Origin of the sequence: Nostoc sp. FACHB-190 (assembly GCF_014696905.1) — a bacterium.
In the GTDB taxonomy this organism is placed as follows: Bacteria; Cyanobacteriota; Cyanobacteriia; order Cyanobacteriales; family Nostocaceae; genus Nostoc_B.
Genome location: NZ_JACJQW010000025.1, coordinates 91,837 through 109,468 on the forward strand (window position 1 = coordinate 91,837; position 17,632 = coordinate 109,468).

At 42.0% G+C, this 17,632-nt stretch carries 19 protein-coding genes; 14 read left to right on the plus strand and 5 right to left on the minus strand.

Going from position 1 to position 17,632, the window contains the following annotated elements:
- The first annotated feature begins 255 nt into the window (after positions 1 to 255).
- A complete protein-coding gene (locus tag H6G28_RS23835; RefSeq protein WP_190590983.1) occupies positions 256 to 483 on the plus strand; it encodes a DUF167 domain-containing protein in 228 nt (75 codons plus the stop codon).
- Between the two features lie 13 nt (positions 484 to 496).
- On the opposite strand, the gene H6G28_RS23840 is transcribed toward H6G28_RS23835, so the two are convergent.
- Positions 497 to 1,423 carry a lysylphosphatidylglycerol synthase transmembrane domain-containing protein gene (locus H6G28_RS23840; protein WP_190674770.1) on the minus strand — a complete coding sequence of 309 codons (927 nt, stop codon included), beginning with the start codon at positions 1,421 to 1,423 and terminating at the stop codon, positions 497 to 499.
- A 212-nt stretch (positions 1,424 to 1,635) separates the two neighbouring features.
- Here H6G28_RS23840 and H6G28_RS23845 point away from each other — a divergent pair, with 212 nt between their 5' ends.
- Together H6G28_RS23845 and H6G28_RS23850 are read left to right on the plus strand one after the other, a co-directional pair.
- Positions 1,636 to 2,151, plus strand: coding sequence for a DUF6658 family protein (locus tag H6G28_RS23845; protein ID WP_190674816.1), 516 nt, complete (start codon positions 1,636 to 1,638; stop codon positions 2,149 to 2,151).
- Between the two features lie 70 nt (positions 2,152 to 2,221).
- The gene (locus H6G28_RS23850) at positions 2,222 to 2,791 is read left to right on the plus strand and encodes a hypothetical protein (RefSeq protein ID WP_190674773.1); all 570 of its coding nucleotides are present in this window, start codon (positions 2,222 to 2,224) and stop codon (positions 2,789 to 2,791) included.
- Positions 2,792 to 3,003: 212 nt separating this feature from the next.
- Here H6G28_RS23850 and larC read toward each other — a convergent pair whose 3' ends face one another.
- Positions 3,004 to 4,275, minus strand: a complete 1,272-nt coding sequence (gene larC / locus H6G28_RS23855) for a nickel pincer cofactor biosynthesis protein LarC (RefSeq protein ID WP_190674776.1) — start codon at positions 4,273 to 4,275, stop codon at positions 3,004 to 3,006.
- Between the two features lie 97 nt (positions 4,276 to 4,372).
- On the opposite strand from larC, the gene H6G28_RS23860 reads away from it, so the two are divergent.
- The 3 genes from H6G28_RS23860 to H6G28_RS23870 all read left to right on the plus strand — a co-directional run bounded on the left by H6G28_RS23860 (position 4,373) and on the right by H6G28_RS23870 (position 7,345).
- The gene (locus tag H6G28_RS23860; protein ID WP_190590989.1) at positions 4,373 to 5,032 is read left to right on the plus strand and encodes an L-threonylcarbamoyladenylate synthase; all 660 of its coding nucleotides are present in this window, start codon (positions 4,373 to 4,375) and stop codon (positions 5,030 to 5,032) included.
- 372 nt (positions 5,033 to 5,404) lie between these two features.
- Positions 5,405 to 6,622, plus strand: a complete 1,218-nt coding sequence (locus tag H6G28_RS23865) for a HetZ-related protein (protein ID WP_190674778.1) — start codon at positions 5,405 to 5,407, stop codon at positions 6,620 to 6,622.
- A 246-nt stretch (positions 6,623 to 6,868) separates the two neighbouring features.
- Positions 6,869 to 7,345: a PD-(D/E)XK nuclease superfamily protein gene (locus H6G28_RS23870; RefSeq protein WP_190674780.1), complete on the plus strand. Its 477-nt coding sequence runs from the start codon at positions 6,869 to 6,871 to the stop codon at positions 7,343 to 7,345.
- Here the strand turns inward: H6G28_RS23870 and H6G28_RS23875 are convergent.
- Positions 7,342 to 8,175: a DNA adenine methylase gene (locus H6G28_RS23875; protein WP_190674782.1), complete on the minus strand. Its 834-nt coding sequence runs from the start codon at positions 8,173 to 8,175 to the stop codon at positions 7,342 to 7,344. The genes H6G28_RS23870 and H6G28_RS23875 overlap by 4 nt on opposite strands.
- A 162-nt stretch (positions 8,176 to 8,337) precedes the next feature.
- Between H6G28_RS23875 and H6G28_RS23880 the strand changes: the two genes are divergently transcribed.
- Together H6G28_RS23880 and rbfA are read left to right on the plus strand one after the other, a co-directional pair.
- Positions 8,338 to 8,544, plus strand: coding sequence for a DUF751 family protein (locus H6G28_RS23880; protein ID WP_190590997.1), 207 nt, complete (start codon positions 8,338 to 8,340; stop codon positions 8,542 to 8,544).
- 93 nt (positions 8,545 to 8,637) lie between these two features.
- Complete coding sequence (gene rbfA, locus H6G28_RS23885; RefSeq protein ID WP_190590998.1) at positions 8,638 to 9,042, plus strand: 30S ribosome-binding factor RbfA; 405 nt, start codon at positions 8,638 to 8,640, stop codon at positions 9,040 to 9,042.
- A gap of 178 nt (positions 9,043 to 9,220) precedes the next feature.
- Here rbfA and H6G28_RS23890 read toward each other — a convergent pair whose 3' ends face one another.
- Complete coding sequence (locus H6G28_RS23890) at positions 9,221 to 11,065, minus strand: serine/threonine protein kinase (protein WP_190674784.1); 1,845 nt, start codon at positions 11,063 to 11,065, stop codon at positions 9,221 to 9,223.
- A gap of 308 nt (positions 11,066 to 11,373) precedes the next feature.
- Between H6G28_RS23890 and H6G28_RS23895 the strand changes: the two genes are divergently transcribed.
- The 6 genes from H6G28_RS23895 to H6G28_RS23920 all read left to right on the plus strand — a co-directional run bounded on the left by H6G28_RS23895 (position 11,374) and on the right by H6G28_RS23920 (position 15,508).
- Complete coding sequence (locus tag H6G28_RS23895; RefSeq protein ID WP_190591002.1) at positions 11,374 to 11,862, plus strand: hypothetical protein; 489 nt, start codon at positions 11,374 to 11,376, stop codon at positions 11,860 to 11,862.
- 101 nt (positions 11,863 to 11,963) lie between these two features.
- On the plus strand, positions 11,964 to 12,182 hold the full coding sequence (locus tag H6G28_RS23900) for a hypothetical protein (protein ID WP_190674786.1): 219 nt from the start codon (positions 11,964 to 11,966) through the stop codon (positions 12,180 to 12,182).
- On the plus strand, positions 12,179 to 12,448 hold the full coding sequence (locus H6G28_RS23905; RefSeq protein WP_190674789.1) for a ParE family toxin-like protein: 270 nt from the start codon (positions 12,179 to 12,181) through the stop codon (positions 12,446 to 12,448). The genes H6G28_RS23900 and H6G28_RS23905 overlap by 4 nt, the downstream gene beginning before the upstream one ends.
- Positions 12,449 to 12,606: 158 nt before the next feature.
- The gene (gene rtcA, locus H6G28_RS23910; RefSeq protein ID WP_190674791.1) at positions 12,607 to 13,677 is read left to right on the plus strand and encodes an RNA 3'-terminal phosphate cyclase; all 1,071 of its coding nucleotides are present in this window, start codon (positions 12,607 to 12,609) and stop codon (positions 13,675 to 13,677) included.
- 465 nt (positions 13,678 to 14,142) lie between these two features.
- Positions 14,143 to 14,658, plus strand: coding sequence for a tRNA adenosine(34) deaminase TadA (tadA, locus tag H6G28_RS23915; protein ID WP_190674793.1), 516 nt, complete (start codon positions 14,143 to 14,145; stop codon positions 14,656 to 14,658).
- A gap of 79 nt (positions 14,659 to 14,737) precedes the next feature.
- Positions 14,738 to 15,508, plus strand: a complete 771-nt coding sequence (locus tag H6G28_RS23920; protein WP_190591012.1) for a lysophospholipid acyltransferase family protein — start codon at positions 14,738 to 14,740, stop codon at positions 15,506 to 15,508.
- Between the two features lie 21 nt (positions 15,509 to 15,529).
- Here H6G28_RS23920 and H6G28_RS23925 read toward each other — a convergent pair whose 3' ends face one another.
- Positions 15,530 to 17,632, minus strand: a complete 2,103-nt coding sequence (locus H6G28_RS23925) for a S8 family serine peptidase (protein ID WP_190674795.1) — start codon at positions 17,630 to 17,632, stop codon at positions 15,530 to 15,532.

Consider the following 17,632-nt stretch of genomic DNA (forward strand, 5'->3'; position numbering starts at 1 on the left):
AAATGCGTCACAATCGTAGCTCAAAAATATTCATCATCTTTTTCTTGCTCATCGTCACAGCGATGGGCTTTTTATTTAGGGACTGCTAACTAAAAAGATATCCTTCCCCTACACCCCCATACCCTTACACCCGTACACCCTCTTTCAAGTCAGAGGTAGTGGGAAAAAGAGAAATATACTCTCTTGAAAATTGGATATTTTGCTTATGATATATTTGGTTGCATTTTATGTTGGCTGTGGCTAGGAAAATAGGCAATGCAAAAAAGAGTAAAAGTCAAACCTAATTCTAAACAACAAAAAGTCGAAGAACAAGCAGATGGAAGTTTAACTGTATATTTAAAATCGCCGCCGATTGATGGGAAGGCGAATGAAGAATTAATTAAGGTTTTAGCTGATAAATTTGATGTGCCGAAGTCTTATGTCAGTATTAAATCAGGTTTCTCTTCTCGACAAAAGTTGATTGAAATTCAAACTGAGATTTAGTATTCCTACTATTTTAGTTATTGGTTTTGACTAAACGTTCGTCTAGCCAAGCTAAAGCCGCACCGGATGTCTCCGCTAAGATGCTGATGAGACGATATAAAGCGATCGCACTAATCACGACCGCCGAGGGAAAACGATTCTGCAAAAGTGCGATCGCTGTAGCTTCAAATACACCTATCCCCCCTGGCGCACCGGGAACTACTAGCCCTAGCAGCCAAGCAATACTAAAACCCCCGAATAATAAAGGAAATTGGCTAAGATTTATGGGGTAAATTGCCAACATAGTCAAAATAAACCCTAAACTACGCAGTCCTAAAAATCCAACTTCTCCTAACAAGGGGCGAAAGGGATAACGTTCAAGATTGATAGTGACTTGTGGCTGATTTCTATTAGGTGATTTTTTATTTTTTAATCTGTATAAAAAGCGAATTACTGGGTTTAAAAACCAAGGATGTATGCCACAAAGTATCACAACTAAAATCACAAATTGTAATATTTTGAGAGCTAAATTAGTTTGAGTCACAGCCAACTGACTGCCAAATAAAACCACAATTATTAAAGCGGCTGCGGCCATAAGTAATGGTTCTAATAAGACACTAATGGTTGCTACCCCTCCAGAAACATTGGCATTTTTCGCAGCCATAATCCGCCCATAATAATGCCAAACATTACCCGGAAGATATTTGGCGATATTAGTTTTTAAATAGGCTTGAATAAATGGAATCGATGGTACAGGTTGATTTAAATCGCGCAAAACCCAAGTCCAAATCCAGCCAGCCCACGTATGTGCTAATAAAGTTACCCCAGTGGCGATCGCTAAAATTGCCCATCCTGCTGCATCAATTCTGATAGTTGTTACTCCTACCCAATTATCCTTTAAGGCTTTGGCAACAAAAAATAGTGTCCCACCCAAAATCAACCAGCGTAAAAATTGCTTCATCACTTTAGCTAAGTCTTATCTCTCTACAGTCAGATGTAATTATTACATAATCATTGAATATAATGCGACTTAAGCCAGATGTTTGATTAATATTTACTAATTAATATGGGAAATTGTTGGTCAAACAAAAGTCAACTAAAACAAGAATTTAACTTGCTTAATTAACTATTAAACCAGCAAATAAACTTGTTCATAGTTGCAAGGAGGCAATGATGAAAAATTTAACGTCGTTATGGAAAAACCTCAGACTACGCCAAGTTATAACAGTATTTTTGGCAGGTATGATTTTGATAGTCAGCACTGCTTGTAGTAGTGGAGATGTTACAGGGGCAAATCCTCAAAATCCGGCGGTACAAGCTGGTGGTGCAAACAATCCTTATAAAAATGGTGGAGATAAATATACTAGAAATTTAAGCAATAACGCTTATTTACCTTCTAGTTTATTAATTGCGACAAATCCAGAATCAGAAATCCTCTACCCTGGTGCAGAAACTCCGCAAGGCAGAGTCGAAAAAGAAAAAGAATTACCAATAATTACCAAGAAAAACTTTCAAAAACCTGAACCTGGAAATTTAATTCAAAATGAACCAGATTTAGGAAGTCGTGTGCAAGAACGACTGGAAACCGTAAAAGAACAATTTCAAGATGCCAGCAGCTTTGTTAAAGAAAAAGCTGATGAAGCAAGTGCTAGACCAGAATTACAAAAAAATCCGGCAGTCGGCAGATAGAATTTTTGTTCTAGTGTGGGAAACTTCCATAAATTTTTAACTGATACCAAATTGAAACAGGAGTAAAACTATGAACAGAGTCATTAATTGGTTCAAGAATATTCGCCCTTTGAAAGTGTTAAGTGTTTTCTTAGCAGGTGTGTTTCTGATTTTGACACAAGCTTGTAACCGACCTAGTATTGCAGGTCAACCACCACAACCCAGCGCCCAATCACCTAATACTGAGCGTTATGACCCCACAAAATCTTATAACCTCAATTCTCCTGAAGGTGGGATGAATAACTTTAGTGATGTAGATCCGAGAGCGAAAAATTTTGAAAAAGCCGCTAAAAATCGAGCCGAAGATTTAAGCCGTAATGCCGAAAGAAATATTAACGAAAAAGGCATTGATAGCGCAGAACAATATGCTCGTAATTATCGCCAAGGTACACCTTTCCCAGAAAGAGTGAAAAACTTAGGTGAAGATATTGGTAGTTCTGTTCAAGGAACAGCAGAAGGTGTAGCGAAGGGAACAAAACGTGGTTTAGAAAATATCAAAGAAAACACCAGTGATGCGGCTCAAGACTTAACAAAAAATGCTCAACGCGCAGGCGAAGATGCTGGTGATACAGTCAACCGGACATTGAGAAATATTGACTAGAATTTAGTTAATTTCCAGTAGGGAATAAAAAAGAGAGGAGTTAGAAAAAATGATTCTAACTCCTCTCTTTTTATTGGGATAGCAGTCGAAGTATAGATGAGGACATTTAAAAAGCACAAATGCTAGGCATAGTAAAAATTTTACCTCCTGCCTCCTGCCTGGTTGGTGAGCGAAGCCGAACCACTGCCTCCTGCCTCCTGTGATAAATTATTTTACGAATACCAATGTTGCAGGGCAACTCTGTGAACTTCTCGCCAAGGCAGATTGTGTTGTCTGGCTAATTCGGCGCAGTCTTCATATTCTGGCTGTACATTGGTGATTGATTTATCTGGCGATGTTCCTTGCCATGCGACTTTGACACGTACTTTGCCATATTTTGTTTCTATTTGTTGAATTTCTCGTTGCAGGATGGCGCGTTGTTGGGTGGTGCGGCGAATACCTAAAGTGCTGGTTTCACGGAATAAAACTGCTTCACATTGGGTTAAATTATCCTGATGACAGATAACTGTTAATAAGATACCAGGACGGGATTTTTTCATACCTATGGGTTGGGTGAAGACATCCACTGCACCTGCGGCAAATAAGGCTTCAAACACATAGCCAATTGCTTGGGGACTTAAGTCATCAATTTGAGTTTCGAGTACGGAGATGGGTTCTAAAATCGGGCTGATTTCTTGAAAATTGCGGACATCTGCCTGAAGGCTGGTGCTTTCACCCAGCCACAGGCGTAGTATATTGGGAATAGGAAGATTGATAGTTCCCGCTCCCAATCCCACTTGTTTGAGTGTCATCGATGGCGGATTACCAAATTCTCTGACTAATGTGGTAGCGATCGCAGCTCCTGTTGGTGTTACCAATTCCTTTTCAATGCCGTTACTGTAAACCGGGCAACTTCTCATTTCCCATAATTTCAACACTGCTGGTACTGGTACCGCCATTTGACCATGTGCAGCCCGCACCGTACCGCCACCTGTTGGCAATGCCGCGCAGTAAAGTAAGGGGAATCCTGAGCGATCGCTATCAATGCCCAACCAATCTAAACCCAAACAAGTGCCAACAATATCTACAATTGCATCCACGGCACCGACTTCATGGAAGTGGACTTTTTCTGGCGCAACTCCATGCACTGCCCCCTCTGCTACTGCTAATTGTTGGAATACTGCTAAACTCCAAGCTTCCGCCCGTGCTGGTAACTTTGCTTGACGAATCATAAGCTCAATTTCTGGCAGATGGCGGCCATGATGGTGATGATGTTCGTGGTGATGATGATCATGATCATCCTCGACTAAATCCACATGAACCTTCGTTGCCTGTTGACCATTTTTTTGGACAAGTTCCGCCCGTAAATGGTACTCCTGAGCAATTCCTAAATCATTTAATTTTGTCACCAAATACTCTACAGGAACACCCAGACTGACTAAGGCTCCCAGGCACATATCACCAGAAATTCCCGTTGGACATTGAAGATAAGCTATTTTACTCATAGGGGTTAGTCAATAGTCACTTGTCATTAGTTATTATCCCCCTGCTTCCTTGTCTTCCTTATGTCTCTCGTCCCCTTTTTCAAATCACCGTGTTTCTATGGCAAAAATTTTCACAGTGCATCCGGATAATCCCCAAAGCCGCCGAATAGAAGAGATAAAGTCTGCGCTCTCAAATGGGGCGGTCATGCTTTACCCTACTGATACGGTCTATGCGATCGGTTGTGATTTAAATGCCAAGTCGGCGGTGGAAAGAGTGAGGAAAATCAAGCAGTTAGCGAATGATAAACCATTAACATTTTTGTGTCCTTCATTGTCAAATGTAGCGACTTATGCGTTTGTCAGCGATACAGCTTATAGATTGATGAAGCGGCTGATTCCCGGCCCTTACACATTTCTGCTCCCCGCCACTAAGTTAGTACCGCGACTGGTACAAAATCCTAAGCGGAAAACAACTGGGATTCGCGTACCGAATCATACTGTATGTCTGGCTTTGCTAGAAGCGTTAGAAAACCCGATTATTTCCACTTCGGCACATTTGCCAAGTCATGAGGCGGATAATGGGAAATTTAGCTCAGAAGGTGAACCGCAGCTATCACGGGTAGAGTTATTTGATTATCTGGATAACTTAGTGGATGTAATTGTAGACACGGGTGAAGAACCAACATATCAAGTATCGACAATTTTGGACTTGACAGGAGACGAACCAATGATTACGAGACGGGGGTTAGGTTGGGAAGCAGTAGCAGCTTGGGTTTAAGAAACATACTTCACAAACTGAACCTGCCGTTTCGCAAACCTCGGTTAAAAACGCTCCAGTTTGGGGATTGTCATACTAAGTCATGGCTGGGAGTGGGTAGTCAGGATAGGAGTAAAAGTATATCTAGCAAGGATTTGCACCAATTGTGGACGCGATGCTTATATTTGTGTTGTCTGCAATTTGGTTACGGTGTCAAAAAGCGACACATTACTTTCACTGTAACTTTTTTAAATTTCCTACAGTCATATACATAAGCAGTGCTGGCAATGAATCTTGTATGGATGAATACTTAATAACTTTCCAGACAAGAACGTTTTCAGATGCTATCTTTGCGTTGTAGTTACGGTGCTATACCCTACCCTAGGAAAATTCATGAAAGCTAACCTTGTAAATCTACCAACCTCCACACCCAATTTTGTTGTTAGCAATGTTGCTATTGAAGAATTCTCAGAGGCAGATGCTTTAATACAATTGCTGTGTCAGGAAATACAGGCGCAAGTCAAGGCAAGTTCTGGATGTGTAAAAGCTGTAGCGCAACGCATAGCCAAAGAAGTCAGAAGAATTTGTGATAAAAGTTCCCGTATTCAAACATCTGGACAAGTTCAATCTTGGCAGCTAACTTTAGCAAAACATCGTCTGCACAAGTGTCTGCACTACTACCAACTTGGTTCTCGGCGGGGACGGGTAGAGTTACACAGTAGTTTAGGTGCGATGGTTTACCGTCATGTTATGCCATCAGGTTCAGAATACGGATTTGACGCACGTTACAATTTAATAGAAGATTTTCTCCAAGCTTTTTATATTGAGGCGATTAAAGCTTTCCGCCGGGAAAATGAATTGGCTGAAGATTATCAACCACGCACTCAGCTGCAATTAGCGGAATATATGGCATTTACAGAACAGTATGCCAAACGCCGGATTAATTTACCTGGTGGGAATAATCAACAGTTAATTATCTTACGCGCTCAAGGTTTTGCCCGTCGTCAACCCCAAGAAACTCCTGTAGATATTGAAATGGCGGTGGAGTCAGCGAAGGGTGAAGATGCTGAATCTTACCAACGTAATCCAGCCGTGCAGCAAATCCGCTCTAAAATGATTGCTCAAGGTCATGGTGATTTGTCGGAAGAATCAGAACGCGATCGCGTCATCTCCGAATTAGTAAAATATTTAGAATCTCAAGGTCAATCTGACTGTATCGACTACCTCAGCTTGAAGCTACAAGACCTGTCTGCGCCCGAAATTGACCAAATTCTCGGTTTAACTAGCCGCCAGCGTGATTATCTGCAACAACGCTTTAAATATCATGTCGAAAAGTTCGCCAAACAGCACCAATGGCAATTGGTTCATCAATGGTTAGGTGCAGGTTTAGAACAAAAATTAGGCTTGTCTTCCCAACAGTGGGAAACTTTTATTCAAGTACTTTCCCCCCAACAACAGCAAATTTTACAATTAAAAGCAGCTAGACATAGTGATCAAGCGATCGCTAAAGCCTTAAAATGTACTCCCAAACAATTGCAAAAACGTTGGACTCATCTCCTAGAAATTGCTTGGTCTATCCGTAACGGTAATAGCGAAGTTCAAACTGGTTGAGTTTCAATGCAGAGTATCGCTGAAGTCAACACACAGAACATAGAAGTTTTCTTCACCCAAATTTATCTGCGTGTATCGGCGGTTAACTACTCTGAACCTCAACCATTTTTCACTACTTTTTTAGTACACAAGTACCAAAAATATCCTACTTTTTTCCCCTTTGAAAATTCATATTAAGTAACTGTCTATATGTCCCTGCTTCCATGAAATTCTAGAATATATAGAAAATTGACGGAGGACTTGAGAATGACTATGACTCAAGGCAAACGGGCAAATCAGGCAGGGCGCATTTTAGAAAGTAATGTAGACGCAATATTAACCGGACATAATTATTTCCAAATCGGCAATCATGTCACCAAAGAATATCTTTTAACTGCTCATTTATTACCGAAACGCTACGCTAAACAAGTTTATATCGGCGCAGGTCTTTATAATACTTTGTTAAAAGTAGATTTTTTTGTTGTTGGCTTACCCATCAAACCCACTGGATTAATTATTGAATGTAAATGGCAAGAAAGTGGCGGTTCTGTAGATGAAAAGTTTCCGTATTTGAGTATGAACATTCAAGAATATTATCCAGCCCCAACAATTGTGGTAATTGGTGGTGAAGGTATGCGCGAAGGTGCAATTCAATGGCTCAGACAGCAAGTGAACCTAAATCATAACTTACTCGGAGTTTACAGTTTAGATAGGTTTATTGCTTGGGCTAACAAAAATTTTTAATAAGAAGTAATTAATAATTCGCTGATAATTCCTCGCTTTTTAGTATTAGAATTAATCGAGCGAGATGCAGAGATATCATAAATATTAAAACTAATTTCTGTGTAGATTTTTCTGATAAATTCGCAATCGGAATTACAAACCATCACCTTAACACCGCGATTTGCTAATTCAGCACAAACATTTCGCAACCGTATTTGGTCTTGTTCGCCAAAAGAATTGCCATTATAACCAGTAAAATAACTAGTATTGCTAATAGGATGATAAGGCGGGTCACAAAATACAAAATCATCGCTACTATTAGCATAATTCAGCACATTAATAAAATCTGCTTGCCTGATTTCCGATGATTTCAGAGCTTGAGATGCAGCTCTGAGTAAATCCTCCTGACAAATACTCGGATTTTTATAGCTACCTAAAGGCACATTAAATTTACCTTGAGAATTAACCCGATATAAACCGTTATAACAAGTTTTATTGAGATAAATTAATCGTGCTGCTGTTTCTAAATCATTATTACTTGTATGAGAGCGGACACTGTAATAATAATCTCGACTATGTTGAGATTTATGCGCTTGTAATAAGCTAATTAAATCTTCCACTTGATCCCGGACGCAGCGATAAGTAGTAATGAGTTCAGCGTTAATATCTGTTAAGATTGCTGTGGATGGTTGTAAATGAAAAAAAACCGCACCACCACCTAAAAAGGGTTCATAGTAAGTCTGATAAAACTTCGGAAAATAATTAATATATTGTTGAATTAACCGACTTTTACCCCCTGCCCATTTTAAAAAAGGACGTGGATAAATTTCTGGAAGCATTTGAATAACCATTGACTGATAAGTTCACTAATTTAAGCTAGTAAATATAACAAAATATCGCTAATGCAGCATATTCTATATTAAGTGAGTAATTTTCATCCGCATAGATTACAATTAGGTAGATAAAGCATATCAAAACAAACGTCAGTTCATAACAAGGCAGTTTAGATTTCCATGTTTGACGGATTTTGGGATAACGTTCTTCGCTACCCCCGCTACTTAATTACAATCCTCGTTGGGCTTCTGGTGAACACATTCGAGCCATTATTGCCCTTGTTAAAACGTCCAGTCACCTTAGTTGCTGTTGTCGGCTTATTACTGGGCGGTCTGGCTTTCGTGACACTCACCCTCCGCGCTATGCTGGGTTTGAGTGCAGTTTAGACTGGGAACGATGGGTGGCTGTTGTTGTTGATGTTACTCAGCACTCAGCACTCAGCACTTTATTTATAACCTCTGTGAACAGGCAAAGATTTTATGGCTACAAATCGCCGCATTTCTCGTGTTGCTGAATTAATCAAACGGGAAGTTAGCCAAATGTTACTCAACGGCATTAAAGACGACCGTGTGGGTACAGGTATGGTCAGTGTCACTGATGTAGACGTTTCTGGCGATTTGCAGCACGCCAAAATCTACGTCAGTATTTATGGTACGGAAGAAGCCAAAGCCGAGACAATGGCAGGTTTAAAGTCCGCCACTGGTTATGTACGTAGTGAACTTGGCGCTAGAGTTAGGCTACGTCGCACCCCAGAGGTAATTTTTATCGAAGACCGTTCTATTGAACGTGGTACTAAGGTATTATCGCTGTTGAATAAACTCCAGTATGAGCGATCGCTAGACCCTGACGACACTGAAGAAGACATTGGCGCAGAAGAAGATTAACAGGACTTACATACAAAGATTCTCTGTTGAGACTGGGTGAAAGGGTGTGGGGTGTAAGGGTTTTAGATACATACCCCCTACACCCCTTGACCCTCTCCCCAACCCTTGATTTATCATTTTTATGCGTACATCCTAAGAATATTCCCTCATACAAAACTTCTTCTCTAACCCCTAACCGCTATTGTTTCTCTGTTTTGGGAGTTTTTTGATGATCTTGCTTTTCTTGGGGCGGAAAAGCTTGTTTACCGATATTGTCGGCTGCTTGTTGAAATAAAGGTTCGATTTTATTACGCCAGTATTCGGTATCGGGTAACTTTTCGGGATGATTTTTGTAATCTAAAACCTTGTCCCAATTACCATCGTCAATTGCTTTGTTGATGTCATTAAATAGAGCATCAGCCTTAGACCAATCTTGCTGCCATTGGCTAATGATTTTACCTGTTTCTTGAATACTAGCAGAAGCATTGGCAGGAATTGACTTTAATAATGCGATCGCACCAACTAAATCTCCTGACTCATATTTTTTCTTCGCTTGTTCCACAACCTGGTCGCTATTTTCATTAGCTTTTGCTGGTTCTGATTTTTCCCCCTCAGCATTTGCTGTCTCTGGTGGAGTCGTTGTTTTAACCGCCTTTGGTTTGGGAAGAGGTCTAGCAGCAATTAGCGTGCTATCATCAACAGTCTTAATTGCAATACCTTTATCCCGCAAACAACCCAGCCATTCATCATTGTTCGAGATCACATCTGCATAAGCCCAAGCCAAACGCCCAGAGTTTAATTTCACTTGTATCCAATTGCGTTTTGTCCGCAGTCCAGTCACCTCAAAAGCTGTGTCCTCACCAATGGTTTTGAGAACATTATCAGAATTAATCGAACTCGGTTCCGAACGAATATTAGAATTACCTGTCACCATTGCCAAACACTTATTCCCCGCACGAACGTTTTGACCTGTAAAATTAGCGGTAAAATTCTTCACATTCGGATAGACATTCGCCACCAAAGCCGCCGCACTACCAGCTAAAAGTATCCCAATTAATAATGGTAGGGGATCAGATTTACTAGAAGTTCTGCGGGTAGGTTTGCTAACACCAGGATTTGCTGGCGCGAGTGCGAGAGTTGGTTGAAAAGACGAACCAGGTTTCGCCCCAGAGTAAGCATGATTTAGCGACGGTTCTGGTGGTGCAGCTGGTGTTAACATAGGACTCATCAGAGTCACACAAGCTTGCAGTGCTTCGGTGGCTGTTTGGTAACGGTCTTTAAAGTGATAATGCACCATCTTTGTTAAGATAGATGCCAAACGATAGCTAACAGGGGCCAAATGTTGCCAGCGAATCTCGCCTGTATCTGGGTCTTCTTGTAACTCAGAAGTTGGTACACCTGTAATTGCTTGAATGGCAATCATCCCTAAAGCATAGATATCACTATTGGGGCGGGGTTTACCTTGTCCTTGTTCAGTGGGCATATAGCCAGGAGTCCCAATAACGACAGTGGCCGTAGTTTGTCCACCCACCGTCACCATTGAGGAACTTAACTGTTTAACTGCGCCAAAATCTACTAAAACTAATTTATGATCTGAAGAACGGCGAATAATATTATCTGGTTTGATATCGCGGTGAATCACACCTTGCTGATGGACAAACTCTAAAATCCCTAAAACTTCCTGTAACATTTGCAAAACTTGATTTTCATTCCAGCGTTGACCAGAAATGAGTTCATCAGTTAAGGGATGTCCTTCGATATATTCTTGAACTAAAAAGAATTCTTGATTTTCGTCAAAGTAAGCCAGCAGCCGGGGAACTTGGTCATGATATCCCAAACGTTCCAAAGTTTCCGCTTCGTTTTGGAACAGGCGTTTGGCAGTTTCAAAAATTTTGGGGTCAGAACTGGTAGGCTTGAGGTGCTTGACAACGCAGATAGGGTTTCCTGGCCGTCTTGTATCTTGGGCGATGTAGGTTTGACCAAACCCTCCCTTAGCCAGCACTTGAATTACTTGGTAACGATTATCCAGTAGCTTACCGATCATATTCCCTCCCCAGAGTTATTACCTAATTTTCCAGCTGGTAATAAATATCTCCAAATTTTTTTCCTTGAAATCCGCTATCTTGAGAAAAGATTTGAAATAAATACTTAGCTTTTTTATAAACCCTGTTAATTAACTGTGCCAATTTTAGATTTTAGATAGCCGATTTTAGATTTTTTTGGTTTATACTCCGCCAAGTCAAGGCGTAATATCAATCAACTTTCAAAATTTAAAATCCTCAAACTCTTTACCCTAGCGGTTAGAGTCAATCCAAAATCCAAAATCCAAAATCCAAAATCGTTTGACGACCGATGCCACCTAAAATAACCAATCCAGTTGCATGGCAACAGGCTGAACTCCTCATGCAACCAGCTTTCATTAGAGTTGTGGATAACATTCGCAAGCAACTCGACGCATCTGCTTGGAAGGGAACCTACCATGATGTGCTGATTTGGCCGCCTAGTACCACTGACGAAATAAAAGCCTTGGTAACAAGACTGTTGGAAGAGATGGAAAGTGCCACACCAGAACAAGCAGACGAAATCCGTAATACCCTGTCTCGGTTGCCAATGCCCCATCCAGGATATCATTTGCAGCTGCAACGTCAAGAGCAGCAAGTCAGCGTTGATTTGTGGGAATTGTGTTATCAAGTGTGTTTCGCCAATTACAGCCCAGAGAATGAGGCTGTGGATATTGATACTAGTTTAATTGATGAGTTGGGTGAAGTAGATTGGCAAAATCTAGAAGATAAGACAAAAAATTTAGTAGCGCAGGTGTTTGCAAGTTTACCTGATAGTTGAGTAAAAGTACATTAACTGAGTTGGCGATCGCTCCAACCTCAAGTAGATTTTAGCCCTGAACTCTGTGTGAAAATTAATAAAACAGAGGATAACTATTCACCATGACGGAATTACTTGAACAAGCGATTATCAAACTCAAAAGCTTACCAGTCAGTCAACAAGATGCTATGGCAAAGATGATTCTCGAAGAACTGGAAGATGAACAGCAATGGGATGCAGCTTTTGAGCGTTCTCCAGATGCACTAGCTTTCTTAGCAGCCCAAGCAATGGCTGAATATCAAGCAGGTAAAACTCAACAACTAGATCCAGATACATTGTGAATTCTCGCATCACTTCTCAGTTTCGCCAAGCTTTTGGTAACTTACCTGAAAATGTGCGAGAGCAAACCCGCCAAGCATATCGCCAATTTAAACAAGACCCAAACCATCCCAGTTTACGTTTCAAAAAAGTGCATTCAGAATTACCTATTTATTCTGTGAGAGTCAGCATAAGCTATCGAGCCGTTGGACAGTTAAAGGGAGACACAGTTATTTGGTTTTGGGTGGGGTCACATACAGAGTATGAAAGGCTACTATCTCAGATGTAATATACCAGCTATTACAGGCAATAATTATGGGGAATGGAACGCACCATCAAGTAAGCCTGTCGGACTACGCTCAATTTAGCTGTGTTTATTTCTGGTCATCTGTGCTTTAATTGTCAAAACTTGGGCATTACCCAACATCTATCATTCCAACACTGCTCATGATTGACATTGACGGTTCCTACGGAGAGGGAGGCGGACAAGTTCTCCGTACTTGCCTGAGTTTAGCCGCTATCACGGGTGAACCTATTCGCATTGCCAATATTCGTGCCGGACGCAAAAAGCCAGGGTTAGCGCCACAACACCTGACAGCAGTCCGCGCGGCGGCGAAGATTTGTCAAGCTCAATTACAGGGTGATGCTTTGGGTTCGATGATGCTGGAATTTATGCCCAGTCGCCCAGTGCAGGCAGGAAACTATACTTTTGATGTCAGTGAAGTGTTAGAAGGTGGTTCGGCTGGAGCAATTACTTTAGTTTTACAAACAATTCTTTTACCTTTAGCTTTAGCCAAGGGTAATTCTCAAGTAACGTTGCGTGGTGGTACTCATGTGATCTTCAGCCCGACAATGACATATATTGAGCAGGTATATCTGCCAATGCTTCAGCGTATGGGTGTTAAAGCATCTGTGAAATTAGGTGCTTGGGGGTGGTATCCCCAAGGTGGCGGAGAGGTAACATTGCAGGTGAGTGGTGGTAGTCAACTCAGTGGCATAAATTTACTCAAACGCGGTCATTTACGCCAAGTACGGGGACTGGCAGTGGTGACGGAATTACCTGCTCATATTCCTCAGCGAATGGCAAATCGGGCTGAGAAAATATTACGCATAGCTGGGTTCAAGGTTTCTATGCAAGCTTTACGAGAAAGAGGTGTCGCGGCGGGGGCTGGGATTTTTCTGACGGCTGAATATGAGAACAGCTTGACGGGATTTGGTGGGTTTGGACGATGGCGGATGTCATCAGAAAGGGTGGCTGAAATTGCTTGTGAACAACTGTTGAAGTTTCACCAAACGGGTGCGCCTGTCGATGAGCATTTAGGAGATCAGTTAATTTTGCCAGCCACTTTGGCTACAGAAGCAAGCCAGTATCACGTAGCGAATATTAGTACCCATTTGACAACGAATGCAACTGTAATTGAGCAGTTTGGACTGTCGCGGGTAATGGTGGATGAAGTGGAAAAGATTGTGAAGGTAGTGCCAATATCTGACGCAGAGACGCAGAAAGTAAGAGTTTGAGAGGTATTTTGGGAAAGTTATAGGACTTGAAAAAATAAGGTTTTAGAACAGGGTGCAGGAATATGAGGGTGTAAGTATTCAAAACCCTTTCATCCTCACACCCAATCTCCACAGAAAATTTTGATGCGTAAGTCCTGAGTCATAATCTCTAGTCCTGTTCCCTACGATAAAATCCCAATTTGTTTGACTCAGCACTCACTTTATTTTACAGGTGGGGGCTTCTGCCCGAATTGGCTAAAATTAGTAAGTCACGCGATGTGCAACTTATTCTTGAAACCCCTCTCCAAACCTCTCCCCGTTGGCGTTAGCCTGCCGTTAGGCAAGCGGAGAGAGGCTTTGAATCTTGCTCCCCTTCCCTTGTAGGGAAGGGGTTGGGGGTTAGGTTTGAGAGAAAGTTGCACACGGCGTTAAGTCTTAACCAACAAAAAGCGATCGCATTCATTCAACCATCAAACTAGATTTGATATGTCAATCGAATATCCAGAATATTGGACACATCGTCAATGGATGAGTCGGGCTTTAGAAATCGCCCAAGCCGCAGGAGAGGCGGGTGAAATTCCAGTTGGTGCTGTTATTGTCGATAGTCAGGGAAATTTGATTGCTGAAGGGGAAAATCGCAAAGAACGGGACAAAGACCCGACAGCCCACGCCGAAATTGTAGCAATTAAAGCAGCATCTCAAACATTACATAGCTGGCGACTGCATGAATGTACATTATACGTAACTTTAGAACCTTGTCCGATGTGTGCAGGTGCAATTATCCAATCACGGTTGAGGACGCTTGTCTATGGAGTGGACGATACTAAAACTGGCGCAATTCGGACTGTCCTAAATATTCCCGATGGTGCAGCTTCTAATCATCGTCTGCAAGTCCTGGGAGGCATTCTAGAATCAGCTTGTCGCCAGCATTTGCAAGCTTGGTTTGCTACTCGCAGACTTCAACAAAAAACTACAGACACCAAGAAAACTGTCCAATCATAACTACACAATTTATAAAAGAGAATTTACGGTTTAATTAATCACTATTTAATCAACCTCTGGGCAATTCGCAGCTACCGACATGATAAAACTTGACTTCTCCCAAAATACGCAACAGATCAAGCCAACATCACAGAAATCATTAAATCATCAGGTGGCTGATACTACCTCACAGGTTTCTCCCTTGTTAGGGCCGATAGCGTATCGTTTGGGACGACATCTGCTTTTACCTTTGTTCTTCGGCAGAATTACCATCACGGGACAACACAATGTTCCCACAACAGGGCCAATTATCTTAGCACCCACCCACCGGGCGCGTTGGGATGCTTTAATTGTCCCTTACGCTACTTCTCTAATTACTGGGGGAGATTTGCGCTTTATGGTGACTATCACTGAATGCCAGGGCTTACAAGGCTGGTTTATCCGTCGTTTAGGTGGGTTCCCTGTAGATCCACAACATCCGACAATTTCCACCTTACGACATGGCGTTTCTTTACTAGAACAAAGAAAAACCTTGGTCATCTTTCCCGAAGGCGGCATTTTCCGCGATGGTAAGGTTCATCCTTTAAAGCCAGGAATTGCCCGCTTGTCTTTGACTGCGGAAATGAATCACCCAGGACTGGGGGTCAAAATTGTGCCTATGAGTATCAATTACAGCGAACCCTATCCCAACTGGGGTACAGATGTGCATATTAACATCGGCAGCCCGATTAATGTTGCAGAATATACTAACGGCTCAATCAAACAAAATGCAAAACGGATGACAGATGAGTTAGCCAAGGAACTGCAAAGCTTAAATCATCAAGAAGCAGAAGTGACTAATGGGCAATGGTCAATGGTTAATGGTCAATAGTCATTTGTGTGTGATTTAAGCCTAATTACCAATAACTAATTCCCAACTGTTTAATCTACCAACATCTTGCGGTGCAGCATCGATGAGCCACAATTGCCAGCGCCCTTGACCAGATATGGATAGTAATTGCTTGAGGGCAGGATGCGATCGCACGCTATAAGTTGTCTGCAAGTTTGTCCGTCTACCTAAAGTCCGGTTTTGTAACAAAACTGACTGATTATTCGGTGCTATTAAGTAAATTTCTACATCGCCTAAGAAATCGTGCGAGACATTCACACTCACTTGAATATCTTTAACGACAATATCTTCGTTAATGGCGATCGCACTTTTCACACCTTGGCGATCGTTATCGGGAATGCCTACAGAGTTGGTATTACTCACCCGCAAATTTTGGCTGACTGGTGATGCACCTTCTCGCATTTGCTTGGCAGCTTGGACTGCTTTAGCGGCGTTGATTTTGCCATAGCCAAACCATTGGGAATGACCATTACCATTGTAAGTCCCGCCTTTTAAACCTAATTGGGGGTCGGGATTCGGGTCAACTATTTTATCGGCAGTTTCTTGTAAGATGCGTTTAACTTGTTGAGCAGTTAAATCGGGATTCGCTGATAAAATCAAAGCTGCTACCCCAGCCACCACAGGTGTAGCACTGGAAGTCCCACCAAAAGTACTGGTAAAATTCCCCTTGTCGTAACCTGCGGCTCCTAATTGGTCAGTTGTAAACACACCCAACCCGTTAAGATAAGCAGCGATCGCAGGTTGGGTATACACATAACCCTTTTCCGGAAATGACATTCCTGGTGGCGCATTATTACTAGGCGCACACACCGCAATACTATCTCCCCAATTACTGTAAGCCGCTTTCTTATTCAAACTCGTGGAAGCCGCAACAGTAATCACATCAGGATGTACCGCAAAACCACTGAGCCACTCGGTTTTACCTTGTAAAATTTTATCAGGCCAACTTTGTTCAATTACACTCCCATTAATTGGGCGATTGGCATTACCAGCAGCAAAACAAATCACACATCCTTTTCCCTTCCTGCCTTTGGTGGCTGCGCGGGTAATTGCCGCCCGTTGCCGCAAAGACAAGGGGAAATACACAGCCGAGGCTCCCCAACTGCAAGAAATTACACTTGCACCCTTGTCAATTGCCCAATTAAAAATCTGTTCAACAGATTCATCATCTAAATAGCCAGTGGTACGGATGGGCATAAACGCACAACCAGGAGCCACCCCCACAATACCAGAACCATTTTCTTCGGCAATGGCTACCCCTGCACAAGCTGTCCCGTGGCTAGTTTCTTTCGCATCAGGTAAAGGTAGAAAATCATTTTGTTTCAAATCTCTAGGGGCAACAACTTTACCTGAACCTTGAAAATCAGGATGATTCAAATCAAAAGAATCATCCACCACAGCCACAACCACAGAACGCACACCGCGAGTAATATCCCAAGCTTTTTCCACTGAGATATGAGAACCTAAAACTAAATCCTCACCGCCGCTATGGTTTAAGTACCACTGTTGGGTATAAAGCGGGTCACGGGGTTTATAGTGTGTTTCGCTGTTAATGATAATGTTAGGTTCAGCAGCTAACACTTCTTTGAGTCCTTGGAGTTGGTTAGTAATTTTAATCGGGTTGTCTGTAGCTTGTTTACTAACCAAAAATACGAAAGTGTTAGGGATACCCAAAACAGGTTGATCTTGAATTAAACTATAGGCGCTGGCGATCGCATTAATTCTAGGCGCTGCTATATCTTCTAAAAATTGAATAGTAATTTGGTCGCCCAAGTAAACAAAAGTCCCAGGATTATTTTTAATCGTGTAAACATGGCTGGCAAAGGCTACAGTTTCTGCGGCGCGGGCTTGAGACATCGCCGCATCTAATTGGGCGGGGGGAACTTGAAATAATTCTAGTTGTGCTTGGGGAATACTGCGCTGCCAAATGCCCCAAGTTACCTGAGATAATTGTTGAGGTGTAAAATCGTTAGCTGGGCGGATGGTGAAACGGTCTGTTGCTTTTTCTAACACTAATTCTTCACCACCGCGTTGCAGAACAAATCCCAAATTGCTGGCTGGTACACCTGTGGTTGGAAGATCAGAGGAATTAATGCGATCGCTCAT

Excerpts from the sequence above, each read along its gene's own strand:
- H6G28_RS23875 (WP_190674782.1), bottom strand. The coding sequence starts at position 8,175 with ATGGTTATTCAAATGCTTCCAGAAATTTATCCACGTCCTTTTTTAAAA.
- H6G28_RS23920 (WP_190591012.1), top strand. The coding sequence starts at position 14,738 with ATGATAAAACTTGACTTCTCCCAAAATACGCAACAGATCAAGCCAACA.
- H6G28_RS23865 (WP_190674778.1), top strand. The coding sequence starts at position 5,405 with ATGAAAGCTAACCTTGTAAATCTACCAACCTCCACACCCAATTTTGTT.
- rtcA (WP_190674791.1), top strand. The coding sequence starts at position 12,607 with ATGATTGACATTGACGGTTCCTACGGAGAGGGAGGCGGACAAGTTCTC.
- H6G28_RS23895 (WP_190591002.1), top strand. The coding sequence starts at position 11,374 with ATGCCACCTAAAATAACCAATCCAGTTGCATGGCAACAGGCTGAACTC.
- H6G28_RS23925 (WP_190674795.1), bottom strand. The coding sequence starts at position 17,632 with ATGAGCGATCGCATTAATTCCTCTGATCTTCCAACCACAGGTGTACCA.
- H6G28_RS23890 (WP_190674784.1), bottom strand. The coding sequence starts at position 11,065 with ATGATCGGTAAGCTACTGGATAATCGTTACCAAGTAATTCAAGTGCTG.
- H6G28_RS23870 (WP_190674780.1), top strand. The coding sequence starts at position 6,869 with ATGACTATGACTCAAGGCAAACGGGCAAATCAGGCAGGGCGCATTTTA.
- H6G28_RS23850 (WP_190674773.1), top strand. The coding sequence starts at position 2,222 with ATGAACAGAGTCATTAATTGGTTCAAGAATATTCGCCCTTTGAAAGTG.
- H6G28_RS23900 (WP_190674786.1), top strand. The coding sequence starts at position 11,964 with ATGACGGAATTACTTGAACAAGCGATTATCAAACTCAAAAGCTTACCA.
- larC (WP_190674776.1), bottom strand. The coding sequence starts at position 4,275 with ATGAGTAAAATAGCTTATCTTCAATGTCCAACGGGAATTTCTGGTGAT.
- H6G28_RS23880 (WP_190590997.1), top strand. The coding sequence starts at position 8,338 with ATGTTTGACGGATTTTGGGATAACGTTCTTCGCTACCCCCGCTACTTA.
- H6G28_RS23835 (WP_190590983.1), top strand. The coding sequence starts at position 256 with ATGCAAAAAAGAGTAAAAGTCAAACCTAATTCTAAACAACAAAAAGTC.
- rbfA (WP_190590998.1), top strand. The coding sequence starts at position 8,638 with ATGGCTACAAATCGCCGCATTTCTCGTGTTGCTGAATTAATCAAACGG.
- H6G28_RS23860 (WP_190590989.1), top strand. The coding sequence starts at position 4,373 with ATGGCAAAAATTTTCACAGTGCATCCGGATAATCCCCAAAGCCGCCGA.
- H6G28_RS23840 (WP_190674770.1), bottom strand. The coding sequence starts at position 1,423 with ATGAAGCAATTTTTACGCTGGTTGATTTTGGGTGGGACACTATTTTTT.
- tadA (WP_190674793.1), top strand. The coding sequence starts at position 14,143 with ATGTCAATCGAATATCCAGAATATTGGACACATCGTCAATGGATGAGT.
- H6G28_RS23845 (WP_190674816.1), top strand. The coding sequence starts at position 1,636 with ATGAAAAATTTAACGTCGTTATGGAAAAACCTCAGACTACGCCAAGTT.